Genomic DNA, 17,149 nt, shown 5'->3' on the forward strand with positions numbered 1-17,149 from the left:
ATGCGAGTGAGAAGTTTGTAAGCGAACTATGTGAATGAGCCACCCAAGCTTATCGACGCTATTATTGGGGCAACTGGCACACTAATGCAGGTAAAAGTGCAGATAAAGGCGCGAGACGCCTTTACCACTTAATGCCTAACATCATGCAATTTAAGCCACTGCCAATGCCTAGAAAGCTCACCTGATCCCCAGGGCGTAAAAATCCCTGATCGTGGGCCATGGCGGCGGTCACGGGCAAAGAAACCGTGCCCATATTGCCCAACAATTGATAGGTCGGAAACTCTTTCTCTGGTGGAATATTGAGCGCACTCAACACTTGCTTGCGGTTCGATGCGCCCACTTGGTGGCAAATCACTTTATCGACTTGCTCGACCAACCAATTGCGCTGCTCGAGGAAATGCTCCCAAGTGTGTTTCGCCAGCTCGACCCCTTCTTTGAGGAGCGTTACCGCATCGGTACGCATAAACTCGCGGTAAATATTATGACCCACTTCCTGCAATCCCCACTGGCACAGCTGATGATGCTGCGGCGCCGAGAGGTGTGACGCCCCAAGCAATTGATGCTGACGCACATTCGCAAGCGGTAAGCTACCATCGGTCAGGATCACGGCTACGGCGCCAGAGCCACCGGTTAAGGTCGCAAGGGATTGCGCAAAATTCTGCATAGTGGGATCGGCCAACATATTATCGATAGTCACATCAACAATGTCCCGCGCCGATTCACAGGACACCACCATACCCGCCTTGATTTGTCCGAGTTCAATCCGGTTAGCGATATCTAAAATGCCCGATAACACCCCAAGGCAAGCATTGCTGATATCGTAAATCGCGGTGTCTTTTGACACGCCAAGTTCGGCGGCAATGCGGCATGCCGTCGCGGGTTCATGCTGATCGCGGCACACTCCCGTGTACACCACAGCCCCTAAATCGGCAACATCTATCCCCGTTTCAACCATGGCTTTACGGGCCGCTTTAATCGCCCCGTCAGACAATTGATGCCCTTTTGGCCACCAACGGCGCTCTGTGATGCCAGTCAATGCTGCCAACTGTCCCATAGGAATACGGAACTTTTGATATAAAGGCGCAAGACGAGACTCTAGCTCGCTACTGGAGACCACAACAGGCGCCAGTTCATAGGCCAGGCTATTAATAAATACGCGGGAATATTTCATGAAACTGTTTTATTCGCTCACTAGAATGGCTGGCTTAAGGGCCAGCTTTCAGTTGTTATTCGTCATTAATGCGACATTTGAACAAGAAAAGCCCGATGATTCAATAAAAAACCATCTTCAGCGTAAGACTTGTCTCACACTGACTCACATCAGCCTAGGGACACAGGCGCTAGCAAGATCAATTTCAAATTGACTAATACAGAAATAATTCATAAAAAACATTGCTGTACAGCACATTTTAAGACACTTATTTTTAGTCGTCCGATTTTAATGCCAAAATCAGCGCATTTCTTGGCGTGACACTGTTTGCACAAAATTCGCCCACACTAACCCGATAGCCGTGCTCCTGTAAAAAACAGCAGCGATCGAGGATTAACCAGCGCTCGAGTAAGCTGCGAAATAAATGCGCCACTAAATCGATACGCCGAGTCAATCTTTGCCTTTGCCGCCCAAGTTCGAGCCAAGCCGCAAAATCACAATGTTGCGGTATGAGGACAGATTTTTGCTGTGCCGCCCACAGGCAAAAATCGGCAAAACTGCCACTGAGCTGGCTCTGCTTTAACGATGGTAAAGGCAAATATTCATCAATTTGTCGACGTTGGCGTTGCAGCGCATCAAAACCTAAGCGCCAGGCGATTTCTTGATGGCGTAGCGCCTGTTGTTTCGCATTAGCAATCACACTCTGCTGCAGTGGCAACTGCAAGTCGTGACGGCTGAGCTTAAGTGTGCTCTGCTGAGCAAGCTTCGATAACGGCTGATAATGGCTCGCTTGAATTAAATGATAACAACAGGGGGAAATCGCCAGCGCCCGCGTGCCCGCTTCAGTGGCAAGTTTCAACAGACGCACATGCAAATCGCCACAGGCATGGAGTGCAACTGCCTGCTGCTGGCGCGTCAACGGATTCTCATTGGCTCGATTGGGGCTCTCTTGCCCATCATTTAACCCAGACTCTGTTAACCCTGCCGCCGTTAATCCAGAATCAGTCCCAATAGCAAAGGCATCGGCACAGATAAAGCGTTGGGATAACTGCCATTGTTGCGCAAAGGTTTGCCCCTCTTCACAGAGCTTTGCTTGCCACTCGAGGCTGACCACATCGACGCCGCGGGTCTTAGCAATCAATCGACCTAGGTGGCCCTTGCCCGCACACCACTCCAGCACAGGTAAATCATACTCGGGTAAATGCTGCACAAAGGCGGTAATTTGCGCCCATTTACGCCCCTTAATATGGGCGCTGAAATGCGCACTATCCTCAAATTGCATCTCAGGCGTTTGCACTAATGCCGCGTCACTTATCGCAGGCGCCTCCGTCAACAAAGACAGATCCCAATCTAGCCCTCGCTGGTGAAGATCTTGAGTTAACGCGGGTAAGAGGGCCTTGACTAGCCTAGCTTGCTCGGCATCTAGGCAATCGATATCATCATCACTAATGTCCCACAGCCGCTGTGCCAAACAAGGGAAATCCGCCTGCCATGGCAGGAGGTTGGTCTCAAAGGCACGCACTTGCCATAGGGGGCGGCTCTGCTCGAGCAATCGATTAATCTGGCTAAATTGCTCTTTATCGCGAGAGGTATTCAAAGGATTTGCTTGATTCACTAGATGCCCGGTAAAAAAATACGTGTGATGGTTCAGTAAGACTAAAGCTAACTTTAACGACTGAGTTTAACAGCTGACTTTAAGAGAGAATCTGCTAATATTTCGCGCCTTAACCTAACTAACTACTCCCACTACTCGCCGCTAACAAAGCGCGGCAAGGGATAGACGAAGAAGAGACCCATGCTTTCACCCTGCGTTGCCCGCTGCGGCCTAAATGATGAAGACTATTGTATGGGCTGCTTTCGCCATATTGACGAAATTGTTGCCTGGCGCGATGCCAGTGAAGCCGAGCAAGCTGCCATCATCAACCAACTTCCGGCCCGCAAAGCCCAGTTTGCAGACGCTGAAAACCAACACATTCTGAGCCGAGCCAAATGGTTAGAAGCAGAGGCACGCTTAGCTAAAAAATAATAGACCCGCTCAGCGTTTACCCCAGTTTATTTCTTCATCATGGCCTTTAAATCGGCAAAGGGATTGTAGGTCGCCGCCGCTTGCTTCGTTTCTGTAGTGTTGCCGTAACGGATCAGTTCTTCGAAGCGGGAATGCTCGTTATCGTGGCAATACAGGCACAGTAATTCCCAGTTAGAGCCGTCGGATGGATTGTTATCGTGGTTATGGTCCCTGTGGTGGACTGTCAGCTCACTCAAATTTTTCGGGGTAAATTCTCGAGTACAACGGCCACACACCCAAGGATACAGTTTTAACGCCTGTTCGCGGTAGCCGCTCTCGCGTTTGGCTTTGTATTCCCGCGCCTCGGCTAACACTTGGTCTAACTTACTCTGGCCTTGATTTGTTGACATGCTCACACCTAACCTAAAAACAACCACTGATAATTTCCCCAAGGATAATCCGAGTTATCACTTGGGGCAATATATCCCGTTTTAACAAAGCGCCCGCAGCGCCTAAGCCACGTGACCTTGGTCGGCATTAGAAAGGTGCAAATAGTGCAGGTATTTTTCGTACTGGGTCACTATATCCGCTAGGAGCTGCTCTTCGGTATAGCCCATGACATCATAATGCTGGCCGCCCTGCTCTAGGTAAACTTCGGCGCGGTAGTACAAGGTATTGCCCTGCTCTAATTCTTCACCTACGGGATTCACAATCTCAAAGCAGCGCATACGTACCCCGTATACAAAGGGCAAATGGACTTCATTACTGATCACTAGCCGCACTTTACCGTCTAAATATTCGAGATCGGCCACTATGCCCTTAGTCATAAAGTGCTGACACACCTTAGATAATGCCGGGGTTGCCACATTATTAAGAAATATCCGCGCGTCTTCTTCGGTTGGGTGCGCAACGAGCACCTCAATTCGCTCTTCCCAACTGATATTGGTTTTGGCGTACTGTACACTGGTGGTATGGAGTTGCACGCTGTTGATCTTCAGCCAATCGTCTTTCAAGGCTTTATAAAGCCCCAAACACATCAATAACATCACACATAAAAACGGCAACGCACTGGCAATGGCCGCCGTCTGCAGCGCCTGTAAACCACCCGCTAATAGCAGCACTGAAGCCACCACACCTTGGAGTAAGGCCCAAAATACCCGCTGCCAAACGGGGGCGTTATTATCCCCACCCGAGGTCAGATTATCGATCACTAAGGATCCCGAATCCGACGAGGTCACAAAAAAAGTCACCACTAAACAAATCCCTATCCCCGACAATAGACTCGGAAAAGGCATATGCTCAAAAAATGCAAATAGGGCCACAGGCACATCGGTATTCACCGCTTCGCTCAAGTAGGTTGCGCCTTGATTCATAATGGCGTCGATGGCGGAGTTGCCAAACACTGTCATCCACAGGAAGGTCAGCGCCGATGGCACAAACAATACGCCAACTAAAAACTCACGTATGGTACGGCCACGGCTGACTCGCGCAATAAAAGTCCCCACAAATGGCGACCAGGAAATCCACCAGCCCCAATAGAGTAAAGTCCAGCCACCGAGCCAGTCTTCCTTATGTTGATAGGCATATAAGTTAAAGGTTTTATTAACAATATCACTTAGATAACTACCGGTATTTTGCACAAAGGCCTGCAAGAGCATCACGGTTGGCCCAAGGATTAAGACGATAAGTAATAGGATAAGCGCTAGCCCAAGGTTCAGCTCGCTCAGTCGTTTAACGCCTTTATCTAACCCAGAAAACACCGAAAGGGTTGCAAGTAATGTAATACCAATAATCAAAGCGACCTGAACTAAGGTGTTGTTAGGAAAGCTTTTAAACAAATAACTTAGACCAGAATTGACCTGTAACACGCCAAAGCCTAAGGAGGTTGCCACCCCAAACATAGTGCCGAGCACGGCGAAGGTATCGACGCTATGGCCAATCGGTCCATGAATACGCTCACCGATTAAGGGATACAGGGCACTGCGGGGTAATAGGGGCAATTTATGGCGATAGGCAAAATACGCTAGGCTCAGGGCAACCACAGCATAAATGGCCCAGGCGTGGATCCCCCAGTGGAAGAAAGTGATTTTCATCGCCTCTTTTGCCGCGGCGAGGCTTTCTGGTGTGGCATCGGGCGGTGCCAGATAATGCATCACTGGCTCGGCCACCCCAAAAAACATCAGGCCTATGCCCATCCCCGCCGAAAATAGCATGGCAATCCAGCTCTTATAGCTATAGTCAGGCACTGAATGATCTGGCCCAAGTTTGATATCACCAAAGCGGCTCACCATCACAAAGATGATGAAAATCATAAAAATAGCGACGCCCAAAATGTAAAGCCAACCGGCTTTAACTTCTATCCATGACTGCATTGACTTAAAAAACACGTTGGCCTCGGTTGGCCAAATGGCGCAGATCATCACCATTAAGATGATAAAAAAGACCGACGAATAAAATACTGGTGGATTGATACTCGATTTAATCGACATGAATACCCCTAGTGGTGACAGGTTTTCGATGGATGACCCCAGCCTAAGCTTCTAAACTTTAGCCAAATAGTCAACTCACGATCATTCCAACACTCGCGGTATTAACACACCCAAAAGCATCAATAACATAGGCAACATTGCTGCAATACCTTGTTATCTCATACTTATATCCAACCGACCTCAATATACGAAGCTGTGTAATAAGGTTGTTTGGGTATAGGTATTTAAACGATAAAAACCTGCGCATAGTACCAGTGGCATTTAACACCACATAACGCTAAGCTTTGTTGGAATAATCAGCATAAAAAATGGCGAACAACAAAGTCGCCATGCAATTATACCACAAAAGAAGGTTATTTTAATTTTTAATACCAAAGCAGCCGTTAAGCAGGTTTAGCATTAACCGTAGCCGAATTAGGTGTCTGTGAAATGCCCGCCGTTAAATTAAAACGCATCGCCTCTTCAAAGGACCAGTCGACAAGGATCAAATCATCCCGCTTGACTAGGCTCGTCACCCCCGCCATTTGATAGCTTAGCTGAAATAATACCGGCACCCAATCCCCCTCTGGCAATGCATCGAGCAAGGGCTGTGGTGGCGTGTCTGTCATAATAAATCCCACCACAAAACTGCCATTCGCCTGCCTCACCAACACAGTCTTTTGGCTTGTCGGCTTACCTTCACGATTCATCAAGGAAGCAATATCGCGGATACTGCCATAAACCGATTTAAATAGCGGAAAACGCATCAACTGGCGCTCAAGCCAACCATAAAGCCACACAATTGGACTAACTGAAAACAGTAAGCCAACCGCAAAGACTAAGGCCACCACCAGCATAAAACCTAGGCCGACAAACCGTTGGTTAATCCCTACCAACTCTAAAATAAAAATCCCTAAACCATCTAAAGACACAAACAGTGACCAAAACAGCCACAGGCTAAGCGCCATGGGGAGCAGATTCATTAAGCCACGGGCTAAGGTTTTCTTCATTACAGTCTCATTTAATCAATGGGATAAAAAAAAGGCATAAAATATTTACGCCCAAAAACGCGTTAAATGCTACCACAGTGTCACTTTTGCACCAGCACTTGATGTAAGGTAAGGCCAAAGCAAGCCATATAACAATAATTAGCCTCGAGGACAGTAAGATGCGCGTGACCCGCCTAGACCATTTAGTGTTAACTGTGAAAGATATCGAGGCCAGCGTCGACTTTTATCAACGCGTGTTAGGGATGAAAAAGTCGGTATTTGGTCAGGGCCGAATCGCCTTAGGTTTTGGCGATCAAAAAATCAATCTTCACCAAGCGGGCGCCGAGTTTGAACCGAAAGCCGCCCTCGCCACGCCCGGCAGTGCCGATCTGTGTTTTGTAGTCAGCCATAACATAGAAGAAGTGATCAACCACTTAAACAGCCTTGAAGTTGAGATTATTGAAGGCCCAGTGTTACGCACTGGCGCCACCGGCCGCATCAACTCTGTCTATATCCGTGACCCTGATTGTAATCTGTTGGAATTATCCGAATACCTGCCCGCCTGCGCACAGTAGGTAAAGTGTCATCAGTCAGTTCTGCGAGCTGGATGCGATCAGAACTGCAGGTGGTTTTAATTGAGTTACCCATGAAAGATATAGGTATCGTCAGTTGAACGGCATTGATAGCCACTATTTCCCCAGTGACACGCCGCCCCTTTATTTAACAAGAAGCGTCCCTAAGGGCTCTACTAAAACATCCATGTTTTAGAAAGTCACTGGTGCAACAATGCCAATCCTCACGAGCCCTTTAGCTGTTCGTTCAGCTAAAAAGCTATTGCCCCAAAGCAAGACAGTTGAGCTACGCGCATTACGCATTAATTGTCATTTCTTCCCCAGTGACACGCCGTGAATATATCCATATAGGCTCGACGGCGACATCCATGTCGCCAACGGTCACTGGTGCAACAATGCCAATCTTAACTAACACTTCTGCTGTTCGTTTAGCTAAAAAGCTATTGCCCCAAAGCAATACAGTTGAGCTACGCGCATTACGCATTAATTGTCATTGCTTCCCCAGTGACACGCCGTGAATATATCCATATAGGCTCGACGGCGACATCCATGTCGCCAACGGTCACTGGTGCAACAATGCCAATCTTAACTAACACTTCTGCTGTTCGTTTAGCTAAAAAGCTATAGCCCCATTTCTTGTTTCGCATGACTGAACTAGCTTTGGTAGGTACTTGCCTGTTGACTTAATTTTAGTAATGCTGAAAAGTGTCTATTGTTCTAAGGGCTTAGACCAGAACACTTGCTTCTATCAAAATCTACAGAAGGATGTGAATAAATTGGCAAGGAATAATAACCAGATCGCGTTGGCTGATGTTTTAAGGGAGTTTGAAGACAACGGCACTACCTTTACCGCAGAGATGGTAGCCCAACGCACCACGTATAGTAAAAACTCCATCAACAAGTACATTAATGAGAAGTTACTTGATAAGTACATTTTTCATGCTGATTCTCGTACCAAATACCGTATTGAAGGAATAAGCGCCTTATCAAATGACGCATTCCTTGCGGTAATGAGTCAGTCAGCAAAGGTTAAGCAGAAAACACCTGAAGAGCAGTTTCACGACAAACTGGTTAGTCGGAGCCTCGATGCATTCACTTTGGCGCTGGAGGTGTATAACCGACCAAGTATGAAAAATCGTGTTGAAGCCTTTGCAATCATGATGGTCAATGCTTGGGAGCTGCTACTTAAAGCAGAGATCCTCAAGGCTGAAGGGTATGAAAGAATCTTTTACGATGGGGATAAAAGTATATCCATTTCAGATGCGGTTAAACGGAGGCTGCAAGAAAAAGATCCTGTCAGAATCAATTTAGAGACGATTATTGATTTACGTGACCACGCCATCCATTTGTTGATACCAGAGTTACAGCCACAATTATCCCGACTTTTTCAAGCAACCGTACTGAACTATCAAACACGTTATAGGAACGAAATGGGGAATGCACCTCTTGCTGGACAAAGTGTGGGTATGCTGAGCTTGGTAGTAGATGGCCCCGCTCCAGAAGTAGCATTAATTCAAAAGTTGTATGGTAAACATGCTGCTCAATCAGTAGCAAAATTCATTCAACGTTTTGACGAAACATCGAAAAAAATTGATTCTACAGAGTTCTCAATCCCTGTTGATTACAGGCTTGCTCTCGTTAAACGGGAAGATGAAAGTGATCTATCGCTTAGTGTTGGTGATGCCGGTGAAGGGGCTATTATCATCACGAAGACTAAAGACCCAGATGCTACTCACCCCTACCATATGAACGATGCCCTTGACGAAATAAACAAACGGCAGGTAACCATTTCAATTAAGAGTGGTGCTTTTCAGGCCGTGTTGAATAAACACAAAATTAATAATCAGACAAAGTCCGATATGCGTTGGGTGATTGATGGAAGACCTCGCTATTCTGAAAAATTCATCAGATGGTTTGTAGACAACTTAAAGCAACCCAAGTGGCTAGAATCTGCTAAGGAATTTAGGCGTAGCCAACTTAGGAACAAGCGCTGATATGTCAGATATAAAGTTTGATAGTGAGACTCTCGATGGATGCTTATTCATCGGCGTCGTGTACGATTTATACCAACCGCTCTACTTTCGAAATTTTGAATTTGAAACTGCGCCTCTGTAGAGGATGAGTGAATTTGGCCACTAGGTTTGACGTTTTGCAATATATAAAGTAATCCGTCAAACACTAATCAAGCAAAGCCACTGACTCATTTATGTCCAGAAACGAGTCACATATCTGCTTTAAAACAAACAGGCTACACCGATGTTAAACAGGTGAGCCATGGTGATTAGCGAGACGACCGTCTGCCCCATGGACGGGGCGGTCGAGCATCCACGGATGGACTAGCTGCGTGTCGTCGAGCAAATACCATGGTTCGCCCTTCAATATGGGCCTGCACTTAATAACCAAGCAATAAGTCATTTAGTGGTATTTGCCCTTCTATATTTAACGCACTTCTGTCCCAAAACGAGTCACATATCTTCTTTAAAACCTACAGACTACGCAAATGCCAAATAGGCTAGCCATGGTGATTAGCGAGACGACCGTCCGCCCCATGGACGGGGCGGTCAAGCATCCACGGATGGACTTGCTGCGTGTCGGTGAGTGAACACCATGGCAAGCCTGCGTTAGTGGATATCAGCCAAAGAATCTAATCAGGTTGCCATAACTTTGATAATGCTATTACTCACCTTTAGTGCATTAAATCTAACGCACATCTGTCCCAATGCGTGTCACATATCTTCTTTAAAACCTACAGGCTACGCCGATGTGAAACAGGTGAGCTAGGGTGGTTAGCGAGACTACCGTTCACTCCATGGCCGCTTTTTGGCATCCATGCCATAGCTCATCTATCAGCCAGAGCTAACAGCCCTAATAGATTTTTTAATACAGGCATATCTTTTTCTAGGCACTTGCATAGCAAGATGTGCTTGTAGTTAAGCGACCAGACTTAAAATTTTACAATTATTTTTAACTTTCCCCTGTTCTACTCCGAAGCTATAAAGTTAAGTGTCAGTTAGTCGTTACCTATTGTATTTATATATTAATTTTTTATACGTTATCTTATCCATGGTACAGATTAACCGAAACTGTGCCCGCACCAATGGTCCCCAAACTGGCATGCCTACAACTTTAGACCTACGTTTAATCTGATTTATCAAATGCAGATAAAAATGGAGGTCAAAGATGAAACTGGCAAAAGTAATTGGCTTATCGGCAGCGGTTATTTCCGGGCTGTTAGCCACCAGCGTGCAAGCTGATGAGGATACCGAGGAGTTCCCCTTGGTTTTTCTTGAGATAAACACAACCAGCGCAGATACGTACTTGCAGTACCACGGTAAAGCACTCACCAAAATATCCTCGGGTACTTATGAGGAATACCGCTGGGGCGGCACCTCCTGTGGCAGTCGAGTGCTGAACGAACAGCAGCTTAATGCATTGCAAGGTGCACTAGATAATCCAAATGTGAAGGTGGCATTCCGTTATCAAGATGGTCAGGGTTTATCAAAATGTGTTGTTGGCTTTTCCTTAGTGCGGAAAGGATATGCAGAGTAAATATTCGTCAGGCGAGCCCCGCTGCCAACGACGGAGCGGGTTTCTCAAGCGCGAATTAGCTCGCTAAACCCGCAAAATGTCGCTTTTCCCTCACTTAATATACTGGCCCAATCCGCAAATAAACGACCGCAAATAACACACAAGTCCCTTACCAAGTTTGATGGTTCAACATATTTAAGTCAGCAACCTAGCATTCCGTTTCATTTTGCCGATTATCTCGAACTGATTGATTGGACTGGCAGATCCATTCGTCTTGATAAAAAAGGTTATATCGATAATCAAGGGCCAAAACTGCTCAATAAATTAGGCATTGCGCCCGCTGCTTGGCTTACTTCAGCTAAAGAGTTTCACCATCAATACAGTGGTATAAGCGGTCGATGGGATAGCATGTGCGAGTTTAAAAAGCAGCATAACTGCGGCAAATGGTGTAAAGGCAAAGCGTCAAGCCAAGCGTTACATCCTTAAGCGCATCACTGCTGACAATTCAGCGTTTGGGATTATTCTTGTTTATCCAAAATGGAGATAATTCCGCGAAAAATTCAGCTCACTTTTGTTCCAAAGCGTACAGGGTATCTCCTTCAAACCGACAGTTTAGGCTAATGCCCTTTTCCATTTGAACACCTTAAAATAAAAACGCTCTGCGGATTAGGCAGAGCGCTTTTTGATTCAACAGTGTGATAAAAGGCGTTTAACCTTTCATATCCTTTTCCATATCTTCGTAGGAAGTATGGCGAACGTCTTTGCCTTTGACGTAGTAAATAATGTATTCACAAATATTTTTACAGCGATCGCCGACACGTTCAACCGCACGCGCCGCCCACAGTACGTCTAATATGTCTGGGATTGAGCGTGGATCTTCCATCATATAGGTCATCAATTGACGGATAATGCCTTCGTATTCGCGGTCTAGCTTGGCATCTTCCTTATGCAGTTCCAGTGCAGAATCGGCATCCATACGCGCCAACGCATCGAGGGTCGCATGTAACATACGGGTCGCATGGCGGCCCATATTTTCAATGCTGACTAATAATGGCTGCTGATTATTCAAACGCTTATCTAATGCGGCCTTGGCAATACGCACACAGGCATCACCAATACGCTCCAGATCGGCAATGGATTTTGAAATGGCGATGATCAAACGTAGGTCGCTCGCCGCGGGTTGACGCTTAGCGATGATGCGGGTGCATTCTTCGTCGATAGAGACTTCCATACCGTTGACTTTATGGTCGCCATCGATCACTCGCTGGGCAAGCTCGGCATCCAAGGTGCTTAGGGCATCGATAGCTTGCTCTAACTGACGTTCAACCAAGCCGCCCATAGCCAGGACGCGGTTGCGGATATCATCCAGCTCAGCGGTAAACTGCCCTGAGATGTGCTTACTTAAATTCATATTTTCCATTTGGCCAACCTTTTACTCAACTGTTTCAAGGTCTAGGCTCTCGCCTAGACAGTGGCGTTTATTTGATCACTGATTAACCGTAACGGCCGGTAATGTAGTCTTCGGTCTTACGTTTTTTCGGCGTAGTGAAAATGGTATTGGTATCGGCGTATTCCACTAATTCGCCCATATACATAAAGGCGGTTTGATCCGACACCCGCGCCGCCTGTTGCATGTTATGGGTCACGATAACCACTGTGTATTTGGTTTTTAGCTCGGTGATCAGCTCTTCAATCGTCAAGGTTGAGATCGGGTCAAGGGCCGAGGTTGGCTCGTCGAGCAGTAAAACTTCAGGCTCAATCGCAATCGCGCGGGCAATCACCAGACGTTGCTGCTGACCGCCAGATAAACCAAAGGCGTTATCGTGCAGACGGTCTTTGACTTCGTCCCAAATGGCGGCGCCGCGCAGTGAACGCTCCGCCGCCTCATCTAATTCACGGCGGTTATTAATGCCTTGGAGGCGCAGGCCATACACTACGTTCTCATAAATCGACTTAGGGAATGGATTAGGACGCTGGAACACCATGCCTACGTTGCGGCGCAGTGCGGCCACATCGATTTTCTTGTCGTAAATATTCTGACCATGCAGCAATATTTCGCCGTCGATATGGCAGTTATCGACTAAGTCGTTCATGCGGTTAATGCAGCGCAGTAAGGTGGATTTACCACAACCGCTGGGGCCGATAAAGGCCGTCACTTGCATCTTGGGGATCTTCATCGACACATTAAACAGTGCTTGTTTATCACCATAGCGCAGGTCTAAGTTACGGATCTCCAGTGCGGTATCGTTCTGGCTCAAGTTGGCTAAGTCAAAGTTGTTGGTTTTCATTGCTGTCGAATCTATAGAAATCATATTCAGTCCTAATACTTTCAGGATAATCGCTGATTAATGCTCAAGCGAACGATATTTTTCACGTAAGTGGTTACGCACACTAATGGCCGTCAAGTTCAGCGCGACAATCACAGTCACCAGCAAGAAGGACGTTGCGTATACCAGAGGACGTGCCGCTTCAACGTTAGGACTCTGGAAGCCCACATCATAAATATGGAACCCTAAGTGCATGAATTTACGTTCTAAATGCACAAACGGGAAGTTTAAATCTAATGGTAATGTCGGCGCTAATTTCACCACACCCACCAACATCAGCGGAGCCACTTCACCGGCGGCGCGGGCAACCGCTAAAATCAGTCCGGTCATAATCGCAGGGCTCGCCATTGGGATCACAATCCGCCACAGGGTTTCGGCCTTAGTTGCCCCAAGCGCCAAACTGCCTTGGCGCACCGCGCTCGGAATACGGCTCAACCCTTCTTCGGTCGAGACAATCACCACAGGCAAGGTCAAAATCGCTAGGGTTAATGCAGACCAAATCACCCCAGGTGAGCCAAAGGTCGGCGCGGGTAAGGCTTCGGCATAGAATAACTGGTCGATTGAACCACCCATCATATAAACGAAGAAGCCTAAACCAAACACACCGTACACAATCGAGGGCACGCCCGCTAAGTTGATCACCGCGATGCGGATCATCTTAGTGATAGGGCCTTTCTTCGCGTATTCATGTAAATAGATGGCGGCGACAACCCCAAATGGCGTCACTATAACTGCCATCAGTAACACCATGAAAACAGTGCCAAAGATAGCTGGGAAAACGCCGCCCTCAGTGTTGGCCTCGCGGGGGTCATCCACAAGAAAACGCCCCATGCCAATAAACCAATGGCTGATTTTCCCCATCAAACCTAAGTGATTGACATAGCTGACATCTAGCACTGTATCTAGCTTAAGTTCGACCTCGACGCCGCGCATATCGCGGACAAGCACAGCGTCACGGGCCGCTTCGTCCCTCAGGGCGAATAGCTCTTTCTCCAGCACGAGGTAATCTTGTTGCAATGCCTCCTTCGCCGCAGCCAGTTCTAACTTACGGCTGTCGGTGAGTTCCCCATCTAGCTCGTAACGGCGCTCTTTTAAACGCAGTTTTTCAATCGCATAGTTAATGGCACCAATATCTTGCTTCTGCAGTTTTAGCGCTTTATCCGACAGCGACACCGCTCGCTCAATATGCTCATTTAAGGAGGATTCGATGGCATCGTTTACTAGATCTAAGCGTTTGCCATTTTCAATCACGGCCACGGGATAACCGTAAAAGTTACCGTTTTTTGCCCGCTCAATCATGGCTACATCGCTAGGCGTTGTACGGCTAAGAATATCCGTTGCTAATATCCAGCGGAAATCTAGGCCGACAAATTCACGGTTACCAGTTTTGACTAAGTAACGTGTCACAAACTCGCCAGGGTCTTGCTTAAACACATGTCCGGCGGCAATCAAACGCTCGCTGGGGACTTCTTCCCTATCATAGATTTCACCGATTAAGGTCGAACGGTTTCCGCTGCTATCTTCAAGTTCCCATTGATAAATATCCGCAGGCCAAAAATAGCTTAATCCGCGCCATGCAATCAGCAGTAATAAGCCTAGTACTGCAATCAAACTGATGCTCACCGCGCCGCCCGTCATCCAAATCCATGGCGAGCCTGATTTTACCCACTTACCCATTGCACAAACCTCTCAAGGTCACTGGCGAAATAGTATTTAAAGTCATTATCTTATCTCCGTTACAGCGAGCTATAGCGTTCACGTAGACGCTGTCTCACCACTTCTGCAATGGTGTTAAAGAAGAAGGTAAAGACGAACAGCACAAATGCCGCAAGGAAGAGCACCCGGTAATGGGAACTGCCGATAGCCGACTCTGGCATTTCCACCGCGATGTTAGCCGCCAGGGTACGCATACCTTCAAACACGCTCCATTCCATGATGGCGGTGTTGCCCGTTGCCATTAACACGATCATAGTTTCACCCACAGCGCGGCCAAGGCCCATCATCACCGCCGAGAAAATCCCCGGACTTGCGGTGAGTAAGACCACCCTAGTCAGTGTCTGCCAAGGCGTTGCGCCCAAGGCCAAACTGCCGTTGGACAGGTGGCGAGGCACAGAGAAAATCGCATCTTCGGCAATCGAGAATATCGTTGGGATCACCGCAAAGCCCATGGCGATACCCACCACCAGCGCATTACGTTGGTCGAAGGTGATCCCTAACTCGTTGGTGATAAATTGGCGAGTGTTACCATCAAATAGCGCCACTTCAATCATGGGACTTATCGCAAAGGAGAACCAACCCACAAAACAAATCACCGGGATCAGCATCAGCTCTTGATAAACCTCGGGTAAACGTTGTTTCCACCTGCCGGGCAACTTGCTCCAGCCATAGGCCGAGCCGAGAATAGAAGTCGGCAAGAGAATAAGTAAAATCAAGATGCCGGGGAGGTGTTCTTCAATCAGTGGCGCTAACCACAGACCCGCTAAAAAGCCGAGGATAACCGTCGGTAAGGCTTCCATAATTTCGATTGTCGGTTTGACAAGGCCGCGCACTTTAGGTGACATAAAATAAGCGGTATAGATAGCGCCAGCGATGGACAATGGCACGGCAAATAACATGGCATAAAACGCCGCCTTCATAGTACCGAAGGCCAATGGCATTAGGCTTAACTTAGCCTCGAAATCATCGCTGCCCGAGGTGGATTGCCACACAAATTGAGGCTCTGGATATCCCTCGTACCACACCTTATTCCACAGCGCGCTCCAAGAAACCTCAGGGTGTGAGTTCTCCACATGGAAAATATTCAGCTTTTTATCGGCCTCGACGACTATGCCGTTAGAGCGCGGACTAAAGCCCATCACACCGGGATTTTTAATATCAAACTTTTCATCAAACAGTTCACGTTGGCTCGTAGTGTAAAGCAGGGACAATTCTCCCTCTGGGCTGACTACGGCAAAACTCTTACGGTAAAACTCCGAGGCAATAGACGCGATAGGCGCTAAATCGTTAAATTCACGAATTTCCTGGTATAAACGCCCTTTTGGACCATTCACTTGGAAATACTGAGTCACCATCCCAGAGTCATAACTGACCAGAATGGAACTTGCACCCGCAAGCAAGGCGATATTGTTGACCTTAGACTTATCCTTTTCCGCATCAATCACTTGCATTAAATCAATGTTTTCTGCATCACGGATATTATAGATAAACACTTTATTGCCCATTTGCAGCATCAGTTGACGCTGATCGGGGGTCATCAATTGATGTGCCACTTTCTTTGGTGCATCGGGAATGATGGTGTTAGTGGTGGTCCATTCCACTTCTTCGGTCATCATATTTTCTTGACCTTCGAGGCGGCTCAAACGCCAAACACCCTGATCATCTTGATAGGCAAAACTCATTTTGTCTGAGGTATAGGTAAAGGTCAGTTTATGGAGTTCACTGCCAGACTCATCCACAGTAATAGGGGTTTCACCGGCGGGATAACGCAACTTAGGCGTGATTAAGCGTTTGTTATCGGGATAGGTTAAAACAAACTCAATGCCGATCACGAGCGCCTGCCCATTACTTAAACCCAGGGCAAAACGCTGCTCACTCGGCGCGGCAACGCTGGCGGTGGTGACTGTCACGCCCGCAGGCAGAGACGGAGTAAAGCTAGCAACTAGGCTACCATCGATAACGCTGTAAAAGTCGACTTGGCCATCAACGGCCACACGATATAGCACCTCATTTTGCTCATCGGCGCCCACCATTAAGGTCGCTACCTCGGCATGCTGATAGCCCACACTCTTCACGGGAGTGACATCCGCACTATCGAAAATGGGTTTTATCACGTACAGCAAATAGAAGAAAATCAGCAATAGGGCTACAAACACCATAGTGCCGCCAATAGTGACTCCGACTTGAGCCGCTTTATCCTTAAATGCCCTGCGACTCGAACGCCCGCCTTTAAGCATACTGTGCGGTGCAGAACCAGGTTGAGTGACCTGACTTTCCATTAAGAACCTCTATTATTAAAGCCTGTGAGTTTTTCGCTAGGATCCGTAAACTGCTATGCTTACACTGTTTGAACGTAAACTGAGCAATAACAACATCCTTCATTCTAAGTGCGTT

15 protein-coding genes and 1 pseudogene are annotated in these 17,149 nt (G+C 47.4%); 5 read left to right on the plus strand and 11 right to left on the minus strand.

All coding sequences use genetic code 11. The features are described 5' to 3' along the window. Nucleotides 1-121: 121 nt before the first annotated feature. Both MJO46_RS05110 and MJO46_RS05115 read right to left on the minus strand, forming a co-directional pair. On the minus strand, nucleotides 122-1,171 hold the full coding sequence (locus MJO46_RS05110) for a 3-oxoacyl-ACP synthase III (protein WP_198782951.1): 1,050 nt from the start codon (nucleotides 1,169-1,171) through the stop codon (nucleotides 122-124). Between the two features lie 253 nt (nucleotides 1,172-1,424). Continuing rightward, nucleotides 1,425-2,747, minus strand: a complete 1,323-nt coding sequence (locus MJO46_RS05115) for a methyltransferase (protein ID WP_253988385.1) — start codon at nucleotides 2,745-2,747, stop codon at nucleotides 1,425-1,427. Between the two features lie 198 nt (nucleotides 2,748-2,945). Here MJO46_RS05115 and MJO46_RS05120 point away from each other — a divergent pair, with 198 nt between their 5' ends. Next, nucleotides 2,946-3,176, plus strand: coding sequence for a DUF1289 domain-containing protein (locus MJO46_RS05120; protein ID WP_253988386.1), 231 nt, complete (start codon nucleotides 2,946-2,948; stop codon nucleotides 3,174-3,176). A gap of 26 nt (nucleotides 3,177-3,202) precedes the next feature. Here MJO46_RS05120 and MJO46_RS05125 read toward each other — a convergent pair whose 3' ends face one another. From MJO46_RS05125 to MJO46_RS05135, 3 genes are all read right to left on the minus strand, one after another. Continuing rightward, nucleotides 3,203-3,565: a YajD family HNH nuclease gene (locus MJO46_RS05125; RefSeq protein WP_007647030.1), complete on the minus strand. Its 363-nt coding sequence runs from the start codon at nucleotides 3,563-3,565 to the stop codon at nucleotides 3,203-3,205. Between the two features lie 102 nt (nucleotides 3,566-3,667). Then, nucleotides 3,668-5,644: a BCCT family transporter gene (locus MJO46_RS05130; protein WP_253988387.1), complete on the minus strand. Its 1,977-nt coding sequence runs from the start codon at nucleotides 5,642-5,644 to the stop codon at nucleotides 3,668-3,670. Between the two features lie 383 nt (nucleotides 5,645-6,027). Next, on the minus strand, nucleotides 6,028-6,633 hold the full coding sequence (locus tag MJO46_RS05135) for a DUF502 domain-containing protein (RefSeq protein WP_253988388.1): 606 nt from the start codon (nucleotides 6,631-6,633) through the stop codon (nucleotides 6,028-6,030). A 158-nt stretch (nucleotides 6,634-6,791) separates the two neighbouring features. Between MJO46_RS05135 and MJO46_RS05140 the strand changes: the two genes are divergently transcribed. Continuing rightward, the gene (locus MJO46_RS05140; RefSeq protein ID WP_253988389.1) at nucleotides 6,792-7,187 is read left to right on the plus strand and encodes a VOC family protein; all 396 of its coding nucleotides are present in this window, start codon (nucleotides 6,792-6,794) and stop codon (nucleotides 7,185-7,187) included. Nucleotides 7,188-7,479: 292 nt separating this feature from the next. On the opposite strand, the gene MJO46_RS05145 is transcribed toward MJO46_RS05140, so the two are convergent. Together MJO46_RS05145 and MJO46_RS05150 are read right to left on the minus strand one after the other, a co-directional pair. Beyond that, a complete protein-coding gene (locus MJO46_RS05145; RefSeq protein WP_253988390.1) occupies nucleotides 7,480-7,668 on the minus strand; it encodes a hypothetical protein in 189 nt (62 codons plus the stop codon). Beyond that, nucleotides 7,661-7,831, minus strand: coding sequence for a hypothetical protein (locus MJO46_RS05150; RefSeq protein ID WP_253988391.1), 171 nt, complete (start codon nucleotides 7,829-7,831; stop codon nucleotides 7,661-7,663). The genes MJO46_RS05145 and MJO46_RS05150 overlap by 8 nt, the downstream gene beginning before the upstream one ends. A 120-nt stretch (nucleotides 7,832-7,951) precedes the next feature. On the opposite strand from MJO46_RS05150, the gene MJO46_RS05155 reads away from it, so the two are divergent. The 3 genes and pseudogenes from MJO46_RS05155 to MJO46_RS05165 form a co-directional block, all read left to right on the plus strand. Continuing rightward, nucleotides 7,952-9,178, plus strand: coding sequence for a DUF3644 domain-containing protein (locus MJO46_RS05155; protein WP_253988392.1), 1,227 nt, complete (start codon nucleotides 7,952-7,954; stop codon nucleotides 9,176-9,178). 1,186 nt (nucleotides 9,179-10,364) lie between these two features. Then, nucleotides 10,365-10,733, plus strand: a complete 369-nt coding sequence (locus MJO46_RS05160; RefSeq protein ID WP_253988393.1) for a hypothetical protein — start codon at nucleotides 10,365-10,367, stop codon at nucleotides 10,731-10,733. A 21-nt stretch (nucleotides 10,734-10,754) separates the two neighbouring features. After that, nucleotides 10,755-11,198 (plus strand): annotated as a pseudogene (locus MJO46_RS05165) (alpha-amylase family glycosyl hydrolase); the annotation flags it as partial. A gap of 223 nt (nucleotides 11,199-11,421) precedes the next feature. Here MJO46_RS05165 and phoU read toward each other — a convergent pair. From phoU to MJO46_RS05185, 4 genes are all read right to left on the minus strand, one after another. Next, on the minus strand, nucleotides 11,422-12,132 hold the full coding sequence (phoU, locus tag MJO46_RS05170; protein WP_253988394.1) for a phosphate signaling complex protein PhoU: 711 nt from the start codon (nucleotides 12,130-12,132) through the stop codon (nucleotides 11,422-11,424). Between the two features lie 73 nt (nucleotides 12,133-12,205). After that, on the minus strand, nucleotides 12,206-13,024 hold the full coding sequence (gene pstB, locus MJO46_RS05175; protein ID WP_023267463.1) for a phosphate ABC transporter ATP-binding protein PstB: 819 nt from the start codon (nucleotides 13,022-13,024) through the stop codon (nucleotides 12,206-12,208). A gap of 33 nt (nucleotides 13,025-13,057) precedes the next feature. Next, nucleotides 13,058-14,716: a phosphate ABC transporter permease PstA gene (gene pstA / locus MJO46_RS05180; protein WP_253988395.1), complete on the minus strand. Its 1,659-nt coding sequence runs from the start codon at nucleotides 14,714-14,716 to the stop codon at nucleotides 13,058-13,060. A 59-nt stretch (nucleotides 14,717-14,775) separates the two neighbouring features. Then, nucleotides 14,776-17,034: an ABC transporter permease subunit gene (locus tag MJO46_RS05185; protein WP_253988396.1), complete on the minus strand. Its 2,259-nt coding sequence runs from the start codon at nucleotides 17,032-17,034 to the stop codon at nucleotides 14,776-14,778. Between the last annotated feature and the right edge of the window lie 115 nt (nucleotides 17,035-17,149).

It is taken from the genome of Shewanella sp. KJ2020 (assembly GCF_024197625.1).
Lineage (GTDB): Bacteria > Pseudomonadota > Gammaproteobacteria > Enterobacterales > Shewanellaceae > Shewanella.

Excerpts from the sequence above, each read along its gene's own strand:
- MJO46_RS05110 (WP_198782951.1), bottom strand. The coding sequence starts at position 1,171 with ATGAAATATTCCCGCGTATTTATTAATAGCCTGGCCTATGAACTGGCG.
- MJO46_RS05120 (WP_253988386.1), top strand. The coding sequence starts at position 2,946 with ATGCTTTCACCCTGCGTTGCCCGCTGCGGCCTAAATGATGAAGACTAT.
- MJO46_RS05125 (WP_007647030.1), bottom strand. The coding sequence starts at position 3,565 with ATGTCAACAAATCAAGGCCAGAGTAAGTTAGACCAAGTGTTAGCCGAG.
- MJO46_RS05130 (WP_253988387.1), bottom strand. The coding sequence starts at position 5,644 with ATGTCGATTAAATCGAGTATCAATCCACCAGTATTTTATTCGTCGGTC.
- MJO46_RS05135 (WP_253988388.1), bottom strand. The coding sequence starts at position 6,633 with ATGAAGAAAACCTTAGCCCGTGGCTTAATGAATCTGCTCCCCATGGCG.
- MJO46_RS05140 (WP_253988389.1), top strand. The coding sequence starts at position 6,792 with ATGCGCGTGACCCGCCTAGACCATTTAGTGTTAACTGTGAAAGATATC.
- MJO46_RS05145 (WP_253988390.1), bottom strand. The coding sequence starts at position 7,668 with ATGCGTAATGCGCGTAGCTCAACTGTATTGCTTTGGGGCAATAGCTTT.
- MJO46_RS05150 (WP_253988391.1), bottom strand. The coding sequence starts at position 7,831 with ATGCGAAACAAGAAATGGGGCTATAGCTTTTTAGCTAAACGAACAGCA.
- MJO46_RS05160 (WP_253988393.1), top strand. The coding sequence starts at position 10,365 with ATGAAACTGGCAAAAGTAATTGGCTTATCGGCAGCGGTTATTTCCGGG.
- phoU (WP_253988394.1), bottom strand. The coding sequence starts at position 12,132 with ATGGAAAATATGAATTTAAGTAAGCACATCTCAGGGCAGTTTACCGCT.
- pstB (WP_023267463.1), bottom strand. The coding sequence starts at position 13,024 with ATGATTTCTATAGATTCGACAGCAATGAAAACCAACAACTTTGACTTA.
- pstA (WP_253988395.1), bottom strand. The coding sequence starts at position 14,716 with ATGGGTAAGTGGGTAAAATCAGGCTCGCCATGGATTTGGATGACGGGC.
- MJO46_RS05185 (WP_253988396.1), bottom strand. The coding sequence starts at position 17,034 with ATGGAAAGTCAGGTCACTCAACCTGGTTCTGCACCGCACAGTATGCTT.